Origin of the sequence: Pectobacterium carotovorum (assembly GCA_016415585.1) — a bacterium.
In the GTDB taxonomy this organism is placed as follows: Bacteria; Pseudomonadota; Gammaproteobacteria; order Enterobacterales; family Enterobacteriaceae; genus Pectobacterium; species Pectobacterium carotovorum_K.
Genome location: CP066552.1, coordinates 2,512,819 through 2,532,776, shown reverse-complemented (window position 1 = coordinate 2,532,776; position 19,958 = coordinate 2,512,819). Strand labels below are relative to the sequence as shown.

Below are 19,958 nucleotides of genomic sequence, written 5' to 3'. Positions count from 1 at the left end.
GTTCCCTTAGGGATAGGAATCTGGCTTATGTCCCGGCTCAAAGCGAATAAATAAAATACATTCAAAGATCTCGGAACCACCGGGATCATCATTCGTGGTGATCAAAACCTTAGTTCAGTCTCAATGACCAGTCTGCTGTGTTCAACAGTGATAGTGACCCGCGTATCGGTCCCAAATCCCGCGGCTTCCAGCCAGTGGTCAGTAAGGTGCAGGCTGGGGCTGCGGCTGTAATAGCGCGTCATATCATTGCGGTCGGCGTGACGGCGGCTGACATAGCCAGACCCAAAGTACTGCGATGGCACCTTGTTGTTGCGGGATACGGCGAAGCAGGTGCAGGATATCACTACGCTGAGCCGTGACGTTGAACACGCGAACAACGCGCTCAGTCCGATCTTTAACAAAGAGAAAGAGCAGAAACGCCTGAAACAGGCGCAGCTGATTGGTGAAATCGGCGCGCAGGTGATGGATATCGTGCGCACGGAAGGAGAGCTGAAAGCGCAGAAAGCCGCAGAAGCCAAGGGTGACTCCAAAGTCAAACGTCCGGAGGACGGTGATTCGGTCGCGATGTGGGAGGACTATAAAAAGACGCTGACAGAATCGCCGACCTACAAAGCCGAGATGCAGAAATACGGCACGGGCAGTGACTTCCAGCGAGCGGCACAGGCAGCGACGGCGGCGATTCAGGCACTGGCGGGCGGGGACATCCAGAAAGCGATTGCCAGTGGTGCATCACCGTATCTGGCACAGTTGGTGAAAGATGTCACGATACCGAAGGATGAAAGCAAAATCACGGCGTCGGATATCGCAGCCAATGCGATGGCGCACGCGGTGGTGGGGGCTGTGGTCGCCCAGCTGTCAGGTCAGGATGCGGCTGCGGGGGCGATGGGTGCCTCCAGCGGTGAACTGATCGCCCGTGCGATCATGGCTAAAGTATATCCTGGCAAGACGACGAACGACCTGACGGAAGAAGAAAAACAGTCGGTCAGCGCACTTTCCACGCTGGCCTCTGGGCTGGCAAGCAACAGCACGGCGTCTGCCGCCAGCGGCGCGCAGTCTGGGCGTAATGCGGTGGAGAATAATGCGCTGAGTGGAGATAAAGCCCGTCAGTCAGTAAAAGAGAGTGCGGAATGGTGGAAAAATCAGGTACGTGACAAGCTGGGTGAAGGGACAGCCTCTTCAGTTGCGAATGGTATTATTAATGCCATTGCAGATAGCGGAGATGCAACGTTAGGTTCAGCGGATTACGTTGCTGATGCAGCAATGGCGCTGGCCTCTTGCGCAGCGGGTGACGGTTATTGTAGTACGGCGTTGAATGATCTATCAGGGAAGAATCAGGCGGTAGCAGACTCAGTGAAAGCCCTGATGAAGAGCGAAACCTGGTCAGCGGTGGCCGATACGATCAAGCAAGCATCAGAGGGAAATCAGGCTGCGTTGGAAGCGACGGGTGGAATGCTTGCCGGAATTATGTTGCCGGGTAAGAAAGTGCCGGGTGTTGCCGCTGATATAGGAAAAGTCGAATCAGTTAGCGGAAATATTATTAAAAATGATATTTTAGATAACCCAAGAGTGGGAGTTGGCGAAAAAGGTAGCGGTAGTGGAAATAAAGTAGACCAACTGCCTAATAAAGTTGTTACGGATATTGATGGAAAAGAGATCTCTATTTATCCAGATAAAATTAAACCAACGGCTACTCAGGAATTTCCTTCTGTTCCTAAGTCACATGGTTTTAGTGATATTGTAGATAATTATGCGGACTCAGCCGTTAAAACGTCGTTGAATAACGGTGCAACTCTCTATCAGTTAGAAGGTAGCTTAAATGGTGTGCCAGGACGATTTGAGTGGATCCTAGATCCCAAATTAGGTGGAGTTAGTCACCGAATGTTTGTTTCCGGTGGCACAGTTAATGGAGTACCGTCAAAACCATGACAGATAAACTATTTTTAATGGCCAACCAGATGAAGCTGGTCGATTGGGGGATGATTTTCCTTGGTGCTTGCGGGATAGTATCAGGCAAGCTATCTGCTTCAGAAATTAGCAGTTTTGCATGTAATGAACTTGCAAAAACCGATGGCGTGAAAGATATTTTATTGACGGCAATATCTGAAGTGGCTTTTTGTTCTGAGATTACTGATGAGATGATGGATTACTTAAGATTTATATGTGATGAAGAAAATATAGATCTCAAGTTATCCAGCAGGAAATGGAGATACCTTGCGCTATGCCTAACGATGCAGGAATTGCCTGGTGACTGTGTATATGGTCTTCTAAAACTGAATGAGTTTTGGCGATTATGGGGAGAGGATGCAGAAACGCCAAATATAATACAAGGTGTTGGAAATAACATATCACCTACAGAATATTATACTGATGAACAATATAAATTAGTCATTAAGCATCATCAAGAATGGCTGAAAAAAGAAAATCAGGAACTGCTAAATGATTAAAGAGATCCCGGCTTCTAAAACAAGCCGGGATTTTTGTTTTTATCGGTCAGAACCTTAGCTCAGTCTCAATCACCAGCCGCCCGCGCTCAACAGTGACGATAACGGACCGTCCGGTATTAAAACCGAGTTCTTCCAGCCACTTGCCGCTGAGTTTAAGCTGTGGGCTGGGCGGTTTTTTACCGCCGTTGGGGGCGTAACCGACAGTGTAATGCCGTTGTGGCTCTTTTACTTCAGTTGCGCGGGGTTCTGACTTAGAATCGCGTTCAGCCATGATTAACTACCTCACTTAGTGGGTTATGGTGAGCGACCTGACAGTGTTCCCGCACTGGCGGGTCGAGCTAAAATTACGGTTAACTCGGTGTCTTACGTGTGAAACGGTTGGCATCGTGCTTGAGGATCAATGACTCCAGCAGCACTCTGGCCACTTCCTTCTCTTCAGATGAGAACTGACTCACTGCCTCAAACTGCAAGCGCAGCTCATCGTCGGGGTTGCGTTCAGCTTGGAGCTGCCGAAGCTGGATGTCTACAGCGTGGACACCTCAAGAAAACAGGGCAAGGGGAGGAAAGACCGTACCGTTCCCATTGGCAAGCGGGCATTACGTGCAGGCGGTGAGGCCGCAACTGCTGGTCAGTCCGGACATCAGGGCGTTGTTCGTGGCGCTGGACGGGGTAGAAGGTCTGACGGCGAACGGTATCACCCACACGGTAGGCCACTACATCCGGGCATCGGGACTCGCGCCGTGGGGAAGCTGCCACCTGTTCCGTCATGCGATGGCGACGCAGATGCTGGAGAATGGGGCGGATATCCGCGGATACAGGCGATGCTGGGTCATGCGAGTATCGAATCCACGCAGCTTTACACGCAGGTCTCAATCCGTGCGCTGTCAGCGGTGCATGCGAGTGCGAACCCGGCAGAGCGGGAGGCAGAGGAAGAAAGCGGGTTACTGGCTGGCTTGATAGCAGAAGAGGAGGCACATCAGAAAGAAGGGGGTGACGGAACGGGAGAGGAAGAAAATACTAATAGATAATAATAGATATTATCTTGTGTGGTTGGAGGAAATGATGGCAACCAGTATCGCGTTAAGTCCTTACTTCGAGCAATTTATCCGTGAACAAATCGAAAGTGGTCGTTACAACAATGTCAGCGAGGTTATCCGTGCAGGGTTGCGGGCACTGGAGGAGCGAGAGCAGCAGATAAAGCTTGATGCGCTACGGACGGCGGTCGAGTTGGGTGTAAACAACGGAAAGGGCAAGGATGCCGAAGCGGTGTTCGGGCGTCTGTCGCAGAAATACCGACACATGGCAGAAGGTGATAACGCGGAATTAAACTGACCGTATCACCGCTGGCAGAGCAAGATAATCCGGTACGAGCACTACGCTTTACCGTGAGCGTCCGGAGCTGGGGCAATCCATCCGAAGTTGTGCCTATGGACGTTATCTTATCCTATACGGCACGACGGATGTGGAAGTGAGGATCGAGCGTGTCCTGCACGGTGCGCGTGATATCGATAGTCTGTTCTCTGAATCGCTGAACGACCACAAAAGTTAGCCAGTTTTCTGTAAGCGCGCAGGGCAAACGCTAACCCAAGCCGTTCTCTGTACTTAACGTAGCACCCGTTCTTCCGCTTCCACAGTGTCGCCGCTGCTATGATGTAGCGCGGTTGCAGGCGGTAAAGTCCCTGCGGGGCGGTAGCGTGCCGAACTGGTCCTTTTTTCTTTATGGATGACCAATACTTCGGTAGTCGGGAATGAGCCGGAAATACATGTGTTCGGGAATTGGACTGTCCCAGCCGCCGATGTACATCGCGAAGCCGATCATGCCGAAAAGGATGCCAAGCACCAGCGCCGTCATCGCAATACCGGACAGCGCAGTTTGTCTCCATAGCGGTTTGGGTGTTTCGCTGCCTTTTGTCTGTAAACCTGAGGGTGGCGTAAGCGAAAAATGAAGCGTTGATGCCACCGGGCAAGATTCGATGCAGGTCATGCAGGCTGTACATTCCGCCGTTCTCACCTGAATGAGCTTATCCACTGGGATGTTAGATGGGCAGGCTTTAGCGCACTTGCCGCAATCGATACAACTGGTGGCGTTGCGACGAATCTTGAAGGGAGACAGCAGTGAAAACATCCCCAATAGTGCACCGTAAGGGCATAGATAACGGCACCAGAAATGGTGGACGAACAGACTGGCAAACGTGAAGATAAAAACGCAGACCAGTGTAATGGTGCCAATATTACGGAAGAAACCCAGCATCTTGACGTCGGCGATCAGGCCATAGGGCGACATCTGGAACATATAAATGTCCTGTGCTGGCATTGATAAGGCGATATAGAGGAAAAAGCTTAATAATAAGTATTTCAGGCTGCGCAGCGGAATATCCAGCCACTTAGGAAGAATGAAGTGACGGCCAAATATTTTTTTTCCCAATGCACCTACCCACTCGGAAATCGTGCCGATAGGGCACAGCCAGGAACAGAATGATTTCTTCAGCAACAGGCTGATAAAAATAAATGCGACAAGTAATAGCATTGACGCAAGGTGGATAGGAGGAAAATGGCCCGTTTCCCATGTGAATTTAATGTTCATCAATCCAGCAATTGGTAGCCAACCCTCAATACCGCCAGGTCTCGATACATAAAGGCTCGTGCCGCCAGTTTCAAAGTAGCGCACCCAAAAATAGAAAGTGATGCCGATATAAACGTTGATCGCCAGTAGCAGAATTTGCATCGATCTGCGCCAGGTCAGTGTGTTGCGCCTGTCATTCCAGGGAAGTTTACCACCAGTGGTTCCGGGGCGACGTTGCCACCGTTTTCTTGCTTTCTCACTCATTGATCTTAATTGCCCCAATTCATTTTTTCACTTGGCGCTTTCAATACACCGAAGGGATCGTGGGGCAACGGTATCATGCTCAGAATGGTTAAAAATTGATTTATGCATTATAAATACATGTTTATTTTCAGAAGAGGAAAAATAGCATAGCATTCATTACTGTGGTGTAAGTAGCCTTGCGAATATCCAGCGGGTGCACTGAAAGTATTAACATACTTTCAGTGCACCCGCTGGTTTTTGCTGATTTCGGGTATTCCTTATCCCATCACTGGAATGCGCTGCGTCATCTCTCTCTGGTCAAGAATCAGATTATCAGCCTCTTTCGAGGGTAGGATAAACAGTGACACGGAGGTATTTAAGCGTTCCGTTTGTTCCAAGAGTGAGGAGAAGGTGTGCGCAGAGGCTTCAACTTGCCCTGCATTTTCTCTGACGGTATCGTTCAGCGTGCTGAGGCGGGCGGTGACTTCATGAATGCTTTCGTTCTGCTGGTGCGATATTTCCGAGATTTCGCTCAGAAACGTGCCGGTGCCCTTTGCCGTCTGAATGATGTTATGCAGGCTGTCATTCAATTTGTTAACCAGTCGTGTTCCGGTGGTTACGCTATTGTCTGAATCACGAATCAGCACATTAATATTTTGTGCAGAATGGCTGCTTTGCGAAGCCAACGTACCGACTTCCCGTGCGACAACGGCAAAGCCTCGTCCCATCGTCCCAGCTCGAGCCGCTTCAATGGCGGCGTTCAACGACAAAATGTGCGTCTGGAACGCCACGTTTTCTATCATCCCAATGGCTTCTGTCATCTCACGCGTTCTACTTGCAATATCTGACATCGCTGCTTTGACGTCATTCATCATCGTCTCACCCTGTGCGGCGATCTTGCTGGTATCTTCCGCGTGCAAATTAGCCTGTTGAGTATGCTGGGTATTTTGTTCCAGATGCTGGCTAAGCTGAATAATATGTTCTGTGGTGACTTTGAGCTCGTGGGATTGGCGGTTTGCCTGTTCGGAAAGCCGATGGTTATCTGTCGCGACCCGATCAACCTGCGTCACCATGTGGTCAACGCCCTGACGAACCTGATTGACCAAGGTCACCAGACCTTCCTGCATTTGAATGACGCTGGTATTAAGCTGTTCAACTTCGCGTGTACCGCGCGTCTTTGTACTGACCGAATGCGAAAGGTCACCCGCGGCGATCAGTTTTAAATGAGCGATGATGTGCGTCAGCGGACGAATAATGATCCGACTCACGCCAATCCACACGGCGATGGCGATAACCAACAAGAGACCCAGAACCGTAATGAAAATTGTTTTTGCGTTATCGAGAGAGGATAAAAATTGTTGGCCATGCTGTTTTTGCAACGCATCGGTGTCTTGCAAATAGTGTGAATACTTCTGGGTAAAATCGCTTTGATAGGCCTGTACCGGAACGGCAAAGAAAATATCGATCTGATTGGTGGTTTTTATTCCCTCGGCTAGCTCGACGAGCCCAGAATAAAGCTGGCTGTAGCTCTTTTTCAAATCCACAAAAGCCGTCGTGTCTGCTTCAGGTGTCGTAGATGTTTCCAGTTGCTGGTAATGCGCTTGTGCCTGTTTGAGAGACACTTCGGCCTCATCCATCAGGCTGTGCCAGCTACCTTCAGATCCGGTTTCTTTGTCTACCAACAGATAAATGCCCGCGCGGTTGAGCTTGTCGCTGGCATTCATCACTTCCATTCGCGCTTTATCCATTAATGCTTGTTGCTGGCGAAGGCTCTCGTTAGCGGAAATATCCTGCCGAACCTGAGTCATCGTTTGATAAATGACGCCGACGGAAACCAATTGCAGTAAAGAAAATAACCCAATGATCAATAACAATCCGGAGAGAATACTGAGGCGATGACGGCGGCGGATAGTAGCAACTCCGTTTCGCAAAATCGCAGGCATTAACATGATTGCTGACCCTCTGTAAATGAATAGCGGTCAAACTATCACTGTTAAATGACTAAAATATTTCAGCTTTTGGCAGGGAGGTAAGGGGTCATAATTTTCTGGTGCAATCATGACCTATATCAAGGAAACCCTTAAAACACTTTTTTAAATGGCTTCACACTGATGTGTTTATAGACGCCCGCCGCGAGGTAAGGATCGGCGTTAGCCCATGCCGTTGCCTCATCCAGCGATGTGAATTCGGCGATAATCACGGAGCCGCTAAAGCCAGCCTGACCGGGATCGTCGCTGTCGATCGCAGGTAACGGGCCCGCAGTAATCAGTCGGCCCTGATCGCGTAATGCCTGTAAACGGGCAAGATGGTCCGGCCGGACCGACAGGCGTTTTGCTAATGAATCAACATTATCTTCAGCATAAATGACGTAGAGCATAGCGACCTCACAGGTGGGAAGGTACCCTTTTTCGTTTTGGGGCCGGGGTTGAGACCCAGCGGTCAAACGCTATCGGGCAAGAGAAACGTGTTTCTACCATCATACGTGATGTTGTTTGAAGACAATAGTGCGAGGACAATAGGTTGATTTGTCAGAGTAATCCCCCCACGATTTCTGTTTTTTTAACAATTCCACGGGTTGTTATTGAATATGATTGCTATTTGCATTTAAACTTGGGCGGCATAAGAGGATAAAGACAGACTATGCCGCAAAAAAAGTTCTTTTTGACCCGCCGTTACTCATGGCCATTCATACTTTCAGTCGGTTTTCACGGTTCACTGATTGCAGGTTTGCTGTACGCATCATTTAATAATTCAATCGAATTACCGCAGGAATCTAAGCCCATCAGCGTTGTGATGGTGAACCCTGCGGCCTATGAAGCGGCACCTGCTGCTAAATCTGCCCCTGAGCCAGAGCCGGTTAAGCAACCCGAACCTGAGCCGGAACCGATTCCAGAACCGGAGCCATTGCCGCAGCCGGTTCCTATGCCATTACCTGAACCAAAGCCCAAGCCGCCGAAACCTAAACCGGAGCCTAAGCCGGTGAAGAAGGTTGAGCAACCGAAGCCGGTTAAACGTGAACCGACCGTTGAAAAACAGCCGCCTTCGCCGTTTACCAGCACAGAGCCAACGCGCAATGTGACGAATGCGCCAGTGAAGCAGGCTCCAGCACCCGCAGCAAGCACGCAGTCAAGCGGGCCACGTCCGTTGAGTCGCGCACAGCCTCAGTATCCGGCTCGTGCGTTTTCCCTGCGTGTTGAAGGGCGGGTGAAAATGCAGTTTGATGTGGATGAGTCTGGGCGCGTTGACAACGTGCGCGTGCTTTCTGCTGAGCCACGTAATATGTTCGAGCGTGATATCAAACAGGCCATGCGTAAATGGCGTTATGAAGCGGGTAAACCGGGAAAAGATTTGGTTGTGACCATCGTCTTTAAAATTGACGGCGGGGCGGCAGTCGAATAATTCACGCCGATATGAAAAAGAAACGGGGCGCTATCTGTGTAGATAGCGCCCCGTTTTCGTTATGTCTTTATATCTGGTAACGATATATCTGGTAACAATGCATCCGATAATAATTTAGGCACTTGCGCCAGCGAATGCTGAGTCTGATGCCAGACGTTACTCGCTTGGCGTGAAGTTGCTTTTACCAGCAGGCAGTTCACGCGGATGGCCTTCTTCATCTACGGCGACGTAGGTGAATAATGCTTCGGTAGCCCGATAGCGCTGACCAATCGGCTCAGAGGAGACTTTCTTCACCCACACTTCAACATTGACGTTGATAGAGCTACGGCCAGTACGTAAACAACGTGCATAGCAGCAAACCACATCGCCGACGGCGACAGGTTTCAAGAATGACATCCCATCAACCCGTACGGTAACGACACGTCCCTCGGCAATTTCTTTCGCCAAAATCGCGCCGCCGATGTCCATTTGCGACATCAGCCAGCCGCCAAAAATATCCCCGTTCGCATTGGTATCGGCTGGCATTGCCAGCGTGCGGAGAACCAGTTCGCCCTGTGGTAACACGTTTTGTGTGCTCATTGTGTCTATCTCGCTTTGGCTATTGCTGCTGTTCGCTTTTTTCTTCTTCTGACTTTTCCTGATCGTTAGGCAAGTGACGATAGATATAAACGCCACAAATCAGCGTAAACAGCAGCGTCACACCGGTCAGACCAAAGACTTTGAAATTAACCCAAACGTTTTGCGGTAACCAGAAAGCAATATAGATGTTAACCAGTCCACACACCAGAAAGAACATGGCCCAGGCGAAATTCAGTTTCCCCCAGACGGGTTGCGGCAAGGTTAACTCTTTACCCAGCATTTTCTGAATCAGGGTTTGTTTCATTACAAACTGGCTAACCAGCAGGGCAATGGCGAACAAGCCGTAGATGATGGTGACTTTCCACTTGATAAACAGGTCGTTATGGAACACCAGCGTTAGCGAACCGAAAACGACGACCATGGCAAAGGTGACCAGCGTCATTTTCTCTATTTTACGATACATCACCCAGGTGACCACGAGTGACAGCGCCGTTGCCGCAATCAGTGCACCCGATGCGATATAGATGTCATAAAGTTTATAGGCCGCAAAAAAAACGACCAACGGTATAAAATCAAGAAGTTGCTTCATTATGTCAATCCATCACTCAACAGTGTCGTAATCATAACCCGCGAGAGTTATCCGATAGCTCATACCATTATCCTTTATTGTGGAACACCATTCCCGAGATATTGTAATAATTTGCAGAAAATTACGATTGGGTAGATAGCGAACGGGGGTTTGGCAGAACTTATGCCACCAGAGCGGTGGCATAGGCAAAGGGCGGTAATTAGGCGCGCAGCAGCATATAAAGGCGGAACAGATAAATGAGCAGGATCGCGGAGATCAGGTTGCCCAAGCCGTTCAGAACCACGCCGAGCACGGTCGGTGAGGAAATCGGTAACTTCGACACGATCAGCAAAATAGCGATTTTAGCCAGTAGCCACATCACGATGGCAGGTGCGGTTGCACGCAGGTTGCCGTAAGCCAGTTTGGTACTCACTTTAATCGCATTGAAAATCCCGCTTTTTTCCGTAACGACAATCACGGGTGACAAACTCAGCGCAATAGCGAGCAGCACGCCAGGAATGACCAGAAGCATCATGCCAAGCTGGATGAGCAGGGTGCACAGCAAGATCAGGATAAGCAGACGCAGTAAAAAGGGGGCAGAGGCACCAATCGCGCGCAGTGCACTGGTGCGCTGTCCGTCAGAAACCAGCTGGATCAGCATCAGAACCCCGCCCGTCAGCAGCGCATTGCCCACTAACGCAGCAAAGGTGCCTGCTGCCGACATTTTCAGTAACACGGTTTGTTGTTCCGGCGTCATCTGCTGAATCATATCCATCAAGCCAGCTTCGACAGAAGATGACAGATCGCTGCTGGAACTGCTCAGAATCCGTAACTCGTCTCCAGAAGGCGATAGTGCATGATTCAGTATGACAGTAATGAATGCCGTCAACAGTGACATCATTAAGATGCTGATGAACTGGTTGCGGGTGAAATTCATTGTGTCACGGTACAACGTGTTAGCCGTGATAGGCATGCAGGCTCCTTGGAAAAGATAAATCGACAGAGAGAACTTAACTCCCAATTGTAACCTGTTAATTCGCGCTGTGGCACCCCGTCAACGATGCAATGCTGCTTTTCCCTTCACTAAGAAGTCAGCATGACTTGGTTACCAAGAGTGGTTTTCCTTGCCTGCGGTGGCGTATTTTATGCATTGGCGTCATTCTTGATCTGGATCAATTCCATGAATTTTAATCAGTTAGTGATAAATGCTTCAGTTCAATTTGGGCGTAAAATCTTTAAAAGATGTGATCTGGCTTAAAACAAGAATACCCACTTAGGGGTATATTTCGCTCGAAATTTAAACCCTATAAATGGAGTGGGTAATGAAAAAGACATCTTTCTTATTGTTGGCAGCGGCGCTCATGCCTGCATTGGCACAGGCTCATCAAGCGGGTGATTTCATTGTTCGTGCGGGTTCGGCAACGGTGCGCCCTGTCGAAAGCTCGGACAATGTGCTGGGGCTGGGGGAGTTTCAGGTTAATAACAATACTCAATTAGGCCTCACCTTCAGTTATATGGTGACGGATAATATCGGCGTTGAATTACTCGCCGCCACGCCGTTCAAACATAAAGTCGGAACACCTGGTACCGGAACGATTGCGGAAGTGAAACACCTGCCGCCGTCACTGGTTGCGCAGTACTATTTTGGTGATGCTCAAGATAAATTACGTCCTTACTTAGGCGTTGGCCTGAATTACACCCTGTTCTTCGATGAGAAATTTAATGATACGGGTAAAGGGGCTGGGTTGAGCGATTTGAGCCTGAAAAACTCCTGGGGTGTTGCGGCACAAGCGGGCTTGGATTACAACCTGGATAAAAATTGGTTGGTAAATATGTCCGTGTGGTGGATGGATATCGATACGGATGTGAAATTTAAAGCCGGTAACGATCAGCAAAGTATCCATACGAAGATTGACCCGTGGGCATTTATGTTTGGTGTCGGTTATCGTTTCTGATTGCTAGCTTAATTTCTCTCAACGAATAAAAAAACGGCGAAGTAAATAGCTTCGCCGTTTTTATAGACAGGAAATAACAAACCAATAAAGAGAACGCTATTTTATTACAGCAATTATCTAAATGGCGTTAGCCATTAGAAATTGTATTGAACACCAACGCGGTAGCGAGTTTGACGCTCGTCAGTAGTTTTGCTACCAGAAACGTTACCGACTTGAACGTAAGGTGTCCAATTTTTGTCGAATTTATAAGCCAGCTTAACATCGTGGGTCATGTCATAGTTCTCGTTGTCAGCGAGGTAGCCAACAGAACCGGCTTTAGTTTTCTTGTCGTATTCAAATTCGTATTCAATGACAAAATTCGCTGGCAGTTTGTAACCCAATGTACTGGTGATTGTGTAGCCTTTCATATCAGAAGGGGCTGAAGTACCAATGCTGTCACTTTTGCGCAGGTAGGATGCACGGTAGCGCAGGCCATAGTACAGAGAATCTGTGATGTTGGCTGTGCCTTTGATATAAGGACGATAGTTGTTGTCTTTTGAAGAGGAAACCATATTTAAGCCAGCTTCCAAACCAAAGGTTTTATCGAATTTGTACAGGTAGCTAGCGGTGACTTCGGTACCGGTGCTGACCGTTTCGTTAAACGGTTTATTTGGTGTCTTGTCGTTATCAGATTGACCCCATTTAGCTTCCATGGACAAGCCAAAGCCGTTGTCAAAACGGTGTGACATCAGCAGGCGATCTTTATGATCGTTCTTTGCTGTATCTTTCATTTCGTGACGATAGTCAATCGTCACAGCCATGGAGCTTAAGCTGATTAAGGAGGTTACCACCATCGTCAATATTTTAACTTTCATTTTATTATCCCAAGTCAAAGAGAATTATTATTTAAAAACGCGCTGCCACTTTTGTTCAGCGGTTCCATTCTATTTATTATTTCTTACAGTAATGTGAACAAGATCGTTAAAAAGAGATAATTTTAAATGATCTCAGTTCTGTGATTTTCTTCGTGTTTTACTGGAAGGATTTATGCAATTTAAAAAATAAATAGTTACTTGGTTTATTTCTTTGTGATGGGTTTTAATAATTATTTCAATTTGAAAATATTTCTTACAATTATAATAAATTAGACATTAAATAATAATTGCGGATATTTCATTTTAATTAAATAGGAAATATTTTGAAACACTATTAGGCGCGCGATAGAACTTGCGTTAAGCACAAATCGCGCGCCTGAAAAGTGTTATGAACGCGTAGCGGCTTTCATTTCACTCACAAAGGCGTGTAACTCGGACAGCATCACATCAGGCTGGTTCAGATTTTTTTCGATAATCCGTACGATCGCGGAGCCAGAAATAGCCCCCGCTGCGCCTGAGGCTAACGTTTCCCGCACTTGGGCAGGATCGGAGATGCCAAATCCTTGCAAAGGCGGGGCAGCATGATATGCGTTCAGTTTGGCAACCAGATGATTCAGCGGCAGCTGTGCGCGCTTTTCTGCCCCGGTTACACCTGCGCGTGACACTAAATAGGTATAGCCGCGGCCATAAGAGGCGATCTCGCGCAGCAGTTCATCGTCAGCATTGGGCGGACAGATAAAAATGGGGGCAATGCCGTGTCGAAGCGCAGCCGTACGGAATGGGGCTGACTCCACCACTGGCACATCTGCCACCAAAACTGAATCGACGCCAACCTGCGCACAGCGCTGATAAAATTCATCAATGCCGTTGCTGAAGACCAGATTGGCATACATCAGCAGGCCAATCGGGATTTCCGGGTATTTCTGGCGAATCGTCGCCAGCATTTCAAAGCATTGGTCTGGTGTGACGCCTGCGGCAAAGGCGCGCAGATTGGCGTCCTGAATGGTCGGGCCATCCGCCAACGGGTCAGAGAAGGGCACGCCCAGCTCCAACGCATCGGCACCGGCGGCAATCAGCGTGTCGATAATTTTCAGGGATTGCCCGGGAGAGGGATCGCCCAGCGTAACAAATGGAACGAACGCGCCTTCTTTTTTCTCTGACAGACGGTTAAATAACTGTTGATAGCGCTCCATTAGATTTCTCCCCGATCTTTCAAAATATCGTGCACGGTAAAGATGTCTTTATCTCCACGGCCGGACAGGTTGACCACCAGCAGTTGCTCTTTTTCCGGTTCCGCTTTAATCATCTTCAAGGCGTGTGCCAGCGCGTGGGAAGATTCCAGCGCGGGTATAATCCCTTCACCGCGGCAGAGCGCTTTGAAGGCATCCAGCGCTTCGTCATCAGTAATCGAGACATAGTCAGCGCGGCCGATGCTGTTCAGGTAGGCGTGCTGCGGCCCTACGGACGGGAAATCCAGCCCGGCGGAAATCGAGTAGGACTCTTCAATTTGCCCGTCAGACGTTTGCATCATTGGAGACTTCATGCCGAAATAGATACCGAGGCGACCATGTTTTAACGGCGCGCCGTGCTGCCCGGATTCAATGCCCAAGCCGCCAGGCTCAATGCCGATCAGGCGGACGTCAGTATCATCGATGAAATCAGCAAACATCCCAATCGCGTTAGAGCCACCGCCGACGCAGGCGAGTACCGCATCCGGCAAGCGACCTTCTTTTTCCAGAATCTGCGCTTTGGTTTCCTCACCAATCATGCGTTGAAACTCGCGCACGATAGTCGGGTAAGGGTGCGGGCCTGCCGCCGTTCCCAGAAGATAGTGTGCGGTCTCATAGCTGCCAGACCAGTCACGTAGTGCTTCGTTGCAGGCATCTTTCAGCGTAGAAGAACCGCTGTGAACCGGAATCACGTCTGCCCCCATCAGACGCATGCGGAAGACGTTCGGCGACTGGCGCTCAACGTCTTTTGCACCCATATAAACGCGGCATTTCAGGCCAAGCAGGGCGCAAGCCAGCGCCGTCGCGACACCGTGTTGGCCTGCGCCCGTTTCGGCGATGATTTCGCTTTTACCCATGCGCTTAGCCAGTAGAGCCTGTCCGAGCACCTGATTGGTTTTGTGCGCACCGCCGTGCAGTAAATCTTCACGTTTCAGGTACAGCCTGGTTTTCGTCCCCGCGGTCAGGTTTTTACACAAGGTTAACGCTGTTGGGCGACCCGCATAATTTTTCAGCAGATCGGTAAATTCGGCCTGAAATTCAGGATCTTTCTGTGCACTGACGAAAGCCTCTTCCAGCTGGCGTAGCGCCGGGATGAGGATCTGCGGAACAAACTGTCCGCCGAATTCACCGAAGTAAGGATTGAGTAATGTCATAATTTTCCCGTCTGTTTTAGTGTTGCGGCTGACGTAATGTCGCAAAAACCGCAGCAATTTTATGTGAGTCTTTTTTTCCCGGTTCGCTTTCGACCCCGGAATTGAAATCCAGTCCTGCGCAACCTTGCTGTGCCGCTAGTGCACAATTATCGCTATTCAGGCCACCGGCCAACAGCACGTTATCCAATGACTGATTTGCCAGCAGCGACCAATTAAAGGTTTTACCGCTGCCGCCCTGACCGTTGTCAAACACGTAGCGTTCGACGTGGGTAAGGCTGCGCTCTGGCAGCACATCCCCGATGCTCAGCGCTTTCCAAATCTGGCAGGTCGCTGGTAATTGCTGACGTAACCGGTCGATGGTCTGTTGATCTTCATCACCGTGCAGTTGAACGGCCGCTAACCCTAACTGCGTTGTGATAGCAACGATGTGTTCGACGGGCGCATTGCGGAAAACACCGACATAGCGCAGTGGGGCGCCTGTCATAACGTCGGCGGCTTGTTTGGCGTCAACATAACGTGGAGAACTGGCGACGAAGATTAATCCGCCGTAGAGCGCACCCGCTTGATAGGCTGCCTGTGCATCTGCGGCGCGCGTCAGGCCGCAGACCTTGTTTTCTCCCAAAATAGCGTTCTCACCGAGAATAATGCGGCGTACTGCGTCGTTCAGATCCGGCTCGGACATCAGTGAACTGCCGATCAGGAAGCCCTGAGCAAACGCGCTGAGTTCACGAATCTGCGCCTGGCAGTTGATACCGGATTCACTGATCACAGTTACGCCTGCGGGCAGACGCGGCGCAAGCATCCGGGTTCGGTTGAGGTCAATGGAGAGATCGCGCAGGTCGCGGTTGTTGATCCCGACGACGCGCGCTTCGAGCTGAATGGCCCGCAGTAGCTCCTCTTCGTTGCTGACTTCCGTTAACACGCCCAGCTTCAGGCTGTGCGCTACCTCGGCCAGTTGCTGGTACTGCTCATCGTCCAGCACGGACAACATCAGCAAAATGGCATCGGCCTGATAGTAACGCGCCAGATAGATCTGGTAAGGCGAAATAATAAAGTCTTTGCACAACACCGGCTGGTGTACTGCCGCGCTAACCTGCGGCAGGAAAGCAAAATCGCCCTGAAAATACTTCTCGTCGGTTAAAACGGAAATAGCAGACGCGTAATCTTTATAGACCCGAGCTATCGCTACCGGGTCGAAATCATCGCGAATCAATCCTTTCGACGGTGAAGCCTTTTTGCATTCCAGAATAAAGGCGGGTTTATCCTGTTTTAGTGCCTGATAAAAGTCGCGCTGGCTGGGAATGATCTCATGCTGAAAAGAGGCCAGCGGCTGTGCTTTTTCTCGTTCCGCAACCCAGAGCGCTTTATCACGCACAATTTTATGTAATACGGTTTCCTGCATGGTTCCATTATCCTCTGGCGGACAGGGCGATAACGCGCTGATAAGCCTGTCCACTATGAATGACTTCAAGCGCCTGTTGCGCATTCTGGCGCAGATCTTCTTGTCCGAACAATCTCAGGAGCAGCGCAACGTTGGCGGCAACCGCAGCAGCGTGTGCGCGTTCACCTTTACCTTGTAGCAGCGACGCGAGAATGTCACGATTTTCTTCTGGCGTACCGCCTTGTAATGCCGATAGCGGATACGCATCCAGACCGAAATCGCGGTGCGTCAGTTCGTAGGTTTCGATCTCGCCATTGTTTAACTCGGCAACCTGCGTGGGTGCATGAAGCGCGACTTCATCCATCCCGCCGCCGTGTACGACCGCAGCACGCTGGTAGCCCAGCACCTTCAACGTTTCGGCGATAGGGCGAACCAATTCGGGGCTATACACGCCAATCAGCGCCAGCGGTGGGCGTGCTGGGTTAACCAATGGCCCCAGCACGTTGAAGACGGTGCGGGTTTTGAGCTGCTGGCGCACCGGCATGGCATGACGGAAGCCCAGATGGTATTGCGGAGCAAACAGGAAACACACGCCCAGATCGTCCAGCGCCTGACGGGAATCCTGCGCGCTCATATCCAGCTTAATGCCGAAAGCGGAGAGCAAGTCTGAGGAACCGGAGCGGCTGGATACGCTGCGGTTGCCGTGCTTGGCGATTTTCAGGCCACAGCTAGCAGCAACGAAGGCACTGGCCGTCGAAATGTTGATGCTGTTGGTACCGTCACCGCCCGTACCGACGATATCGGCAAATAAATAGTCAGGGCGCGGGAACGGCTGCGCATCGGCCAGCAAGGCCGTGGCGGCACCGGCGATCTCATCGGGATGCTCGCCGCGCACTTTCATGCTAATCAGCGCCGCTGCCAATTGGCTGGCTTCCAGTTCACCGCAGATAATGGCACCAAACAGCGCCTGGCTTTCCTGACGGCTGATGCTTTCCGCACGGTATAATTTTTCCAGTATGTGTTGCATGGTCATGACATCCTGAGCAGTAGACGGTTCCCGGGTCTTAGAAGACTCTTGCGTAGAAGACAGTTGCATAATCGTATCCCTCGTTAAGCGAGCGCCCAGTCCAGCGTTTGTTCCAGCAGTCGAGCGCCGTGTGTGGTCAGGATCGATTCAGGATGGAATTGAAAACCGCAGATGCGATCCGCATCGTTGCGCACGGCCATGACCATCGTGTTGAAGTGTGCGTTAACGGTCAGCGTTGAAGGAATGTTGCTGCCGACCAACGAGTGGTAGCGGGCAACGGGCAATGGATGCGGTAAACCGCTAAACATACCGCTGGCATCGTGGTCGATGGCAGACGCTTTGCCGTGCAGGATTTCACCCGCCTGACCGACATGGCCGCCGTAGGCTTCCACGATGGCCTGATGGCCGAGGCAAATACCGATAATCGGCAGCTGACCGCGTAAACGTTGCAGCAGTTCAGGCATACAACCCGCTTCGGCTGGCGTACCGGGGCCGGGGGAGAGCATCAGGATCGGTTTTTCCATTTGCTGTAACCGCGCGATGATGACGTCGGCAGGCAGATGGTTACGGTAAATCACGACCTGATGACCGCTTGCACGCAGTTGATCCACCAGGTTGTAGGTGAATGAATCGATATTATCGAGCAGCAGGATGTCGGCCATCAGAAAATCTCCTTTGCATGGTGCGCACTAGCAATGGCTCGCAGTACGGCCCGGGCTTTATTACGCGTTTCGTCGGCTTCGGCCTGAGGGTTAGAATCCAGAACCACGCCCGCACCGGCCTGAACGGTGGCAATACCGTCTTCGACATAGGCGGAACGAATGACGATGCAGGTGTCCAGATCGCCGTGCGCGGTGAAGTAGCCGACTGCGCCGCCGTAGCTGCCGCGCCGGGTTTTCTCACTTTCGGCAATCAGCTGCATGGCCCGGACTTTCGGTGCGCCGCTCAGAGTGCCCATATTCATGCAGGCGCGGTAGGCGTGCAGCACATCTAAATCTTCACGCAGTGTGCCCACCACGCGGGAGACCAGATGCATCACAAAGGAATAGCGGTCAACTTTGGTCAGGTCAGCAACGTAACGGCTGCCTGGTTGGCAAATACGGGCCAGATCGTTACGGGCTAAATCTACCAGCATCAAATGCTCAGCCAGCTCTTTATGGTCGGTACGCATTTCTAGTTCAATGCGGCTATCGAGATCGCGATCCAGCGAGCCATCGGCACGGCGACCGCGCGGGCGGGTACCAGCAATGGGGTAGATTTCGATTTGGCGGCTGTCGGCATCGTATTTCAGCGAGCTTTCCGGCGAGGCACCAAACAGCGTGAAATCCTGATCCTGCATGTAAAACATGTAAGGACTGGGATTGCTATCCTTCAGTGTTTGGTAGGCGGCCAGCGGTGAAGGACACGGCAGTGAGAAACGGCGTGACGGCACGACCTGGAAAATTTCACCAATACGGATGGCTTCTTGCATCTGGCTGACGACGTCACCGAAAGCCTCATCGCTCTGGTTGCAGCTCAGCGTCATGTCTTCGATGGGCTGGCGCGGCAGCGCAGGCGCTGGCTGGGTGAGCTGAATTTGCAGCTGTTCCAGACGCTGTTGCAGACGCTGCTTTTCGCTCTGGTTCGACGTAAACAGGCTGGCTTGCAGAGCGGTCACGCGTTTTTGGTGGTCAAGCACCAGCAGCGTTTCTGCCAGATAGAAGCAAAAATCCGGGCAACGCTGCTGCTGGCTCAGAGCGGGGAGTTCTTCAAACCCAGCGACCAAATCGTAGGCGAACAGGCCGCCGAGGAACATGGCTTCACGCTCGTCTGTCGGGCAGGTGACCAGCGTCAGAATCTGGCGTAAGGCATCAAACACGGACAGCGAGCGCAGGCGAGCATCTTCGTCCTGCATCGCATCTGCCAGCGGGAAGGCGAGCTCACGGCCATTCGGACGCGGCTGATTGGTAATTTCTACTGGTAGCGCGGCATCCAGAAGCGGCAGAAGGCTGGCGCCGTTTGCCGTGAGTGCCTGAATGGATACGTGCTGGCCCAGTGCGGTGATGCGCAGCGCGCTATCTACAATCAACAGGCTTTTCAGGTTTTCCTTGCTGTCGATTTCAGCCGACTCTAACAGCAACGTTGCAGGTCTGGCACCGCAGAGCTGATGGAAGATGGCACTGGGGTCGTTACGATAAACGGCCTCGGTACGCAGCAGTTCCAGTTTAGGTTGTGTTGTTTGCATTCTTACTACCCGTCTAATGTTGTGCCCATCAAATAAAAAAGCCCGCTTAGTTAAGCGGGCCTGGGAATATCTGCATGTGTGATAACAGCAATGCGTGATTAGTCCACCCGCGAGAGGGAAGAGCGCCACCAACCATACTTCGTCATTTTCTGCGTTGCCATTATCATCGTCTCGCTATCTGTTGCTGAACATTTTTTGGTACGGACCGATATTTATTACGGACCAATATTGGTGCACCGAACTTGCGTACTAGTTAACTGGTTCGTCGGTGAAATGTCAACACCTTCAATATGATTATTTTATTACTCGGAAAAACGGCGGGCATTACCATTTGCTTC

21 protein-coding genes, 1 pseudogene and 1 other annotated feature are annotated in these 19,958 nt (G+C 50.7%); of the genes and pseudogenes, 7 read left to right on the top strand and 15 right to left on the bottom strand.

The window, feature by feature from the left end:
- Positions 1-101 precede the first annotated feature (101 nt).
- Positions 102-341: a type I toxin-antitoxin system SymE family toxin gene (locus JFY74_11145; protein QQG30522.1), complete on the bottom strand. Its 240-nt coding sequence runs from the start codon at positions 339-341 to the stop codon at positions 102-104.
- On the opposite strand from JFY74_11145, the gene JFY74_11140 reads away from it, so the two are divergent.
- Positions 304-1,926, top strand: coding sequence for a VENN motif pre-toxin domain-containing protein (locus tag JFY74_11140; GenBank protein QQG26705.1), 1,623 nt, complete (start codon positions 304-306; stop codon positions 1,924-1,926). The genes JFY74_11145 and JFY74_11140 overlap by 38 nt on opposite strands.
- Entirely contained in the window at positions 1,923-2,444 is a 522-nt protein-coding gene (locus JFY74_11135) for a DUF2247 family protein (protein ID QQG26704.1), read from the top strand. Before JFY74_11140 ends, JFY74_11135 begins: the two co-directional genes overlap by 4 nt.
- A gap of 46 nt (positions 2,445-2,490) precedes the next feature.
- Here JFY74_11135 and JFY74_11130 read toward each other — a convergent pair whose 3' ends face one another.
- Complete coding sequence (locus JFY74_11130) at positions 2,491-2,715, bottom strand: type I toxin-antitoxin system SymE family toxin (protein QQG26703.1); 225 nt, start codon at positions 2,713-2,715, stop codon at positions 2,491-2,493.
- Positions 2,716-2,947: 232 nt separating this feature from the next.
- Between JFY74_11130 and JFY74_11125 the strand changes: the two are divergent.
- From JFY74_11125 to JFY74_11115, 3 genes and pseudogenes are all read left to right on the top strand, one after another.
- Positions 2,948-3,472: pseudogene (locus JFY74_11125) on the top strand (tyrosine-type recombinase/integrase).
- Positions 3,473-3,506: 34 nt separating this feature from the next.
- Complete coding sequence (locus tag JFY74_11120; protein ID QQG26702.1) at positions 3,507-3,776, top strand: type II toxin-antitoxin system ParD family antitoxin; 270 nt, start codon at positions 3,507-3,509, stop codon at positions 3,774-3,776.
- Between the two features lie 67 nt (positions 3,777-3,843).
- Positions 3,844-3,993, top strand: coding sequence for a type II toxin-antitoxin system RelE/ParE family toxin (locus JFY74_11115; protein QQG30521.1), 150 nt, complete (start codon positions 3,844-3,846; stop codon positions 3,991-3,993).
- Positions 3,994-4,161: 168 nt separating this feature from the next.
- Here the strand turns inward: JFY74_11115 and JFY74_11110 are convergent, their stop codons facing one another.
- The 3 genes from JFY74_11110 to JFY74_11100 all read right to left on the bottom strand — a co-directional run bounded on the left by JFY74_11110 (position 4,162) and on the right by JFY74_11100 (position 7,627).
- The gene (locus tag JFY74_11110) at positions 4,162-5,271 is read right to left on the bottom strand and encodes a 4Fe-4S binding protein (protein ID QQG26701.1); all 1,110 of its coding nucleotides are present in this window, start codon (positions 5,269-5,271) and stop codon (positions 4,162-4,164) included.
- A 257-nt stretch (positions 5,272-5,528) separates the two neighbouring features.
- The gene (locus tag JFY74_11105) at positions 5,529-7,199 is read right to left on the bottom strand and encodes a Tar ligand binding domain-containing protein (GenBank protein QQG26700.1); all 1,671 of its coding nucleotides are present in this window, start codon (positions 7,197-7,199) and stop codon (positions 5,529-5,531) included.
- 131 nt (positions 7,200-7,330) lie between these two features.
- Entirely contained in the window at positions 7,331-7,627 is a 297-nt protein-coding gene (locus tag JFY74_11100) for a YciI family protein (protein ID QQG26699.1), read from the bottom strand.
- Positions 7,628-7,890: 263 nt separating this feature from the next.
- On the opposite strand from JFY74_11100, the gene tonB reads away from it, so the two are divergent.
- Positions 7,891-8,649 carry a TonB system transport protein TonB gene (tonB, locus tag JFY74_11095; protein ID QQG26698.1) on the top strand — a complete coding sequence of 253 codons (759 nt, stop codon included), beginning with the start codon at positions 7,891-7,893 and terminating at the stop codon, positions 8,647-8,649.
- 156 nt (positions 8,650-8,805) lie between these two features.
- Here the strand turns inward: tonB and yciA are convergent, their stop codons facing one another.
- From yciA to JFY74_11080, 3 genes are all read right to left on the bottom strand, one after another.
- Positions 8,806-9,228 carry an acyl-CoA thioester hydrolase YciA gene (gene yciA / locus JFY74_11090; GenBank protein QQG26697.1) on the bottom strand — a complete coding sequence of 141 codons (423 nt, stop codon included), beginning with the start codon at positions 9,226-9,228 and terminating at the stop codon, positions 8,806-8,808.
- 19 nt (positions 9,229-9,247) lie between these two features.
- The gene (locus JFY74_11085; GenBank protein QQG26696.1) at positions 9,248-9,817 is read right to left on the bottom strand and encodes a septation protein A; all 570 of its coding nucleotides are present in this window, start codon (positions 9,815-9,817) and stop codon (positions 9,248-9,250) included.
- A gap of 199 nt (positions 9,818-10,016) precedes the next feature.
- Positions 10,017-10,769, bottom strand: a complete 753-nt coding sequence (locus JFY74_11080; GenBank protein ID QQG26695.1) for a UPF0259 family protein — start codon at positions 10,767-10,769, stop codon at positions 10,017-10,019.
- A 349-nt stretch (positions 10,770-11,118) separates the two neighbouring features.
- Here JFY74_11080 and ompW point away from each other — a divergent pair, with 349 nt between their 5' ends.
- On the top strand, positions 11,119-11,751 hold the full coding sequence (gene ompW, locus JFY74_11075) for an outer membrane protein OmpW (GenBank protein QQG26694.1): 633 nt from the start codon (positions 11,119-11,121) through the stop codon (positions 11,749-11,751).
- Between the two features lie 134 nt (positions 11,752-11,885).
- Here the strand turns inward: ompW and JFY74_11070 are convergent, their stop codons facing one another.
- The 7 genes from JFY74_11070 to JFY74_11040 all read right to left on the bottom strand — a co-directional run bounded on the left by JFY74_11070 (position 11,886) and on the right by JFY74_11040 (position 19,620).
- Positions 11,886-12,605, bottom strand: coding sequence for a porin (locus JFY74_11070; GenBank protein ID QQG26693.1), 720 nt, complete (start codon positions 12,603-12,605; stop codon positions 11,886-11,888).
- Between the two features lie 386 nt (positions 12,606-12,991).
- On the bottom strand, positions 12,992-13,798 hold the full coding sequence (gene trpA / locus JFY74_11065) for a tryptophan synthase subunit alpha (protein QQG26692.1): 807 nt from the start codon (positions 13,796-13,798) through the stop codon (positions 12,992-12,994).
- Entirely contained in the window at positions 13,798-14,991 is a 1,194-nt protein-coding gene (trpB, locus tag JFY74_11060) for a tryptophan synthase subunit beta (GenBank protein QQG30519.1), read from the bottom strand. The genes trpA and trpB overlap by 1 nt, the downstream gene beginning before the upstream one ends.
- Before the next feature lie 13 nt (positions 14,992-15,004).
- Positions 15,005-16,390 carry a bifunctional indole-3-glycerol-phosphate synthase TrpC/phosphoribosylanthranilate isomerase TrpF gene (gene trpCF / locus JFY74_11055; protein QQG26691.1) on the bottom strand — a complete coding sequence of 462 codons (1,386 nt, stop codon included), beginning with the start codon at positions 16,388-16,390 and terminating at the stop codon, positions 15,005-15,007.
- A 7-nt stretch (positions 16,391-16,397) separates the two neighbouring features.
- Positions 16,398-17,396 (bottom strand): anthranilate phosphoribosyltransferase, encoded by a 999-nt coding sequence (trpD, locus tag JFY74_11050; protein ID QQG30520.1) that lies wholly within the window; start codon positions 17,394-17,396, stop codon positions 16,398-16,400.
- Positions 17,397-17,479: 83 nt separating this feature from the next.
- Positions 17,480-18,058: a gamma-glutamyl-gamma-aminobutyrate hydrolase family protein gene (locus tag JFY74_11045; protein QQG26690.1), complete on the bottom strand. Its 579-nt coding sequence runs from the start codon at positions 18,056-18,058 to the stop codon at positions 17,480-17,482.
- Complete coding sequence (locus tag JFY74_11040; GenBank protein QQG26689.1) at positions 18,058-19,620, bottom strand: anthranilate synthase component 1; 1,563 nt, start codon at positions 19,618-19,620, stop codon at positions 18,058-18,060. Before JFY74_11040 ends, JFY74_11045 begins: the two co-directional genes overlap by 1 nt.
- A 32-nt stretch (positions 19,621-19,652) precedes the next feature.
- Positions 19,653-19,757: a sequence feature (Trp leader region), on the bottom strand.
- Positions 19,758-19,958 lie beyond the last annotated feature (201 nt).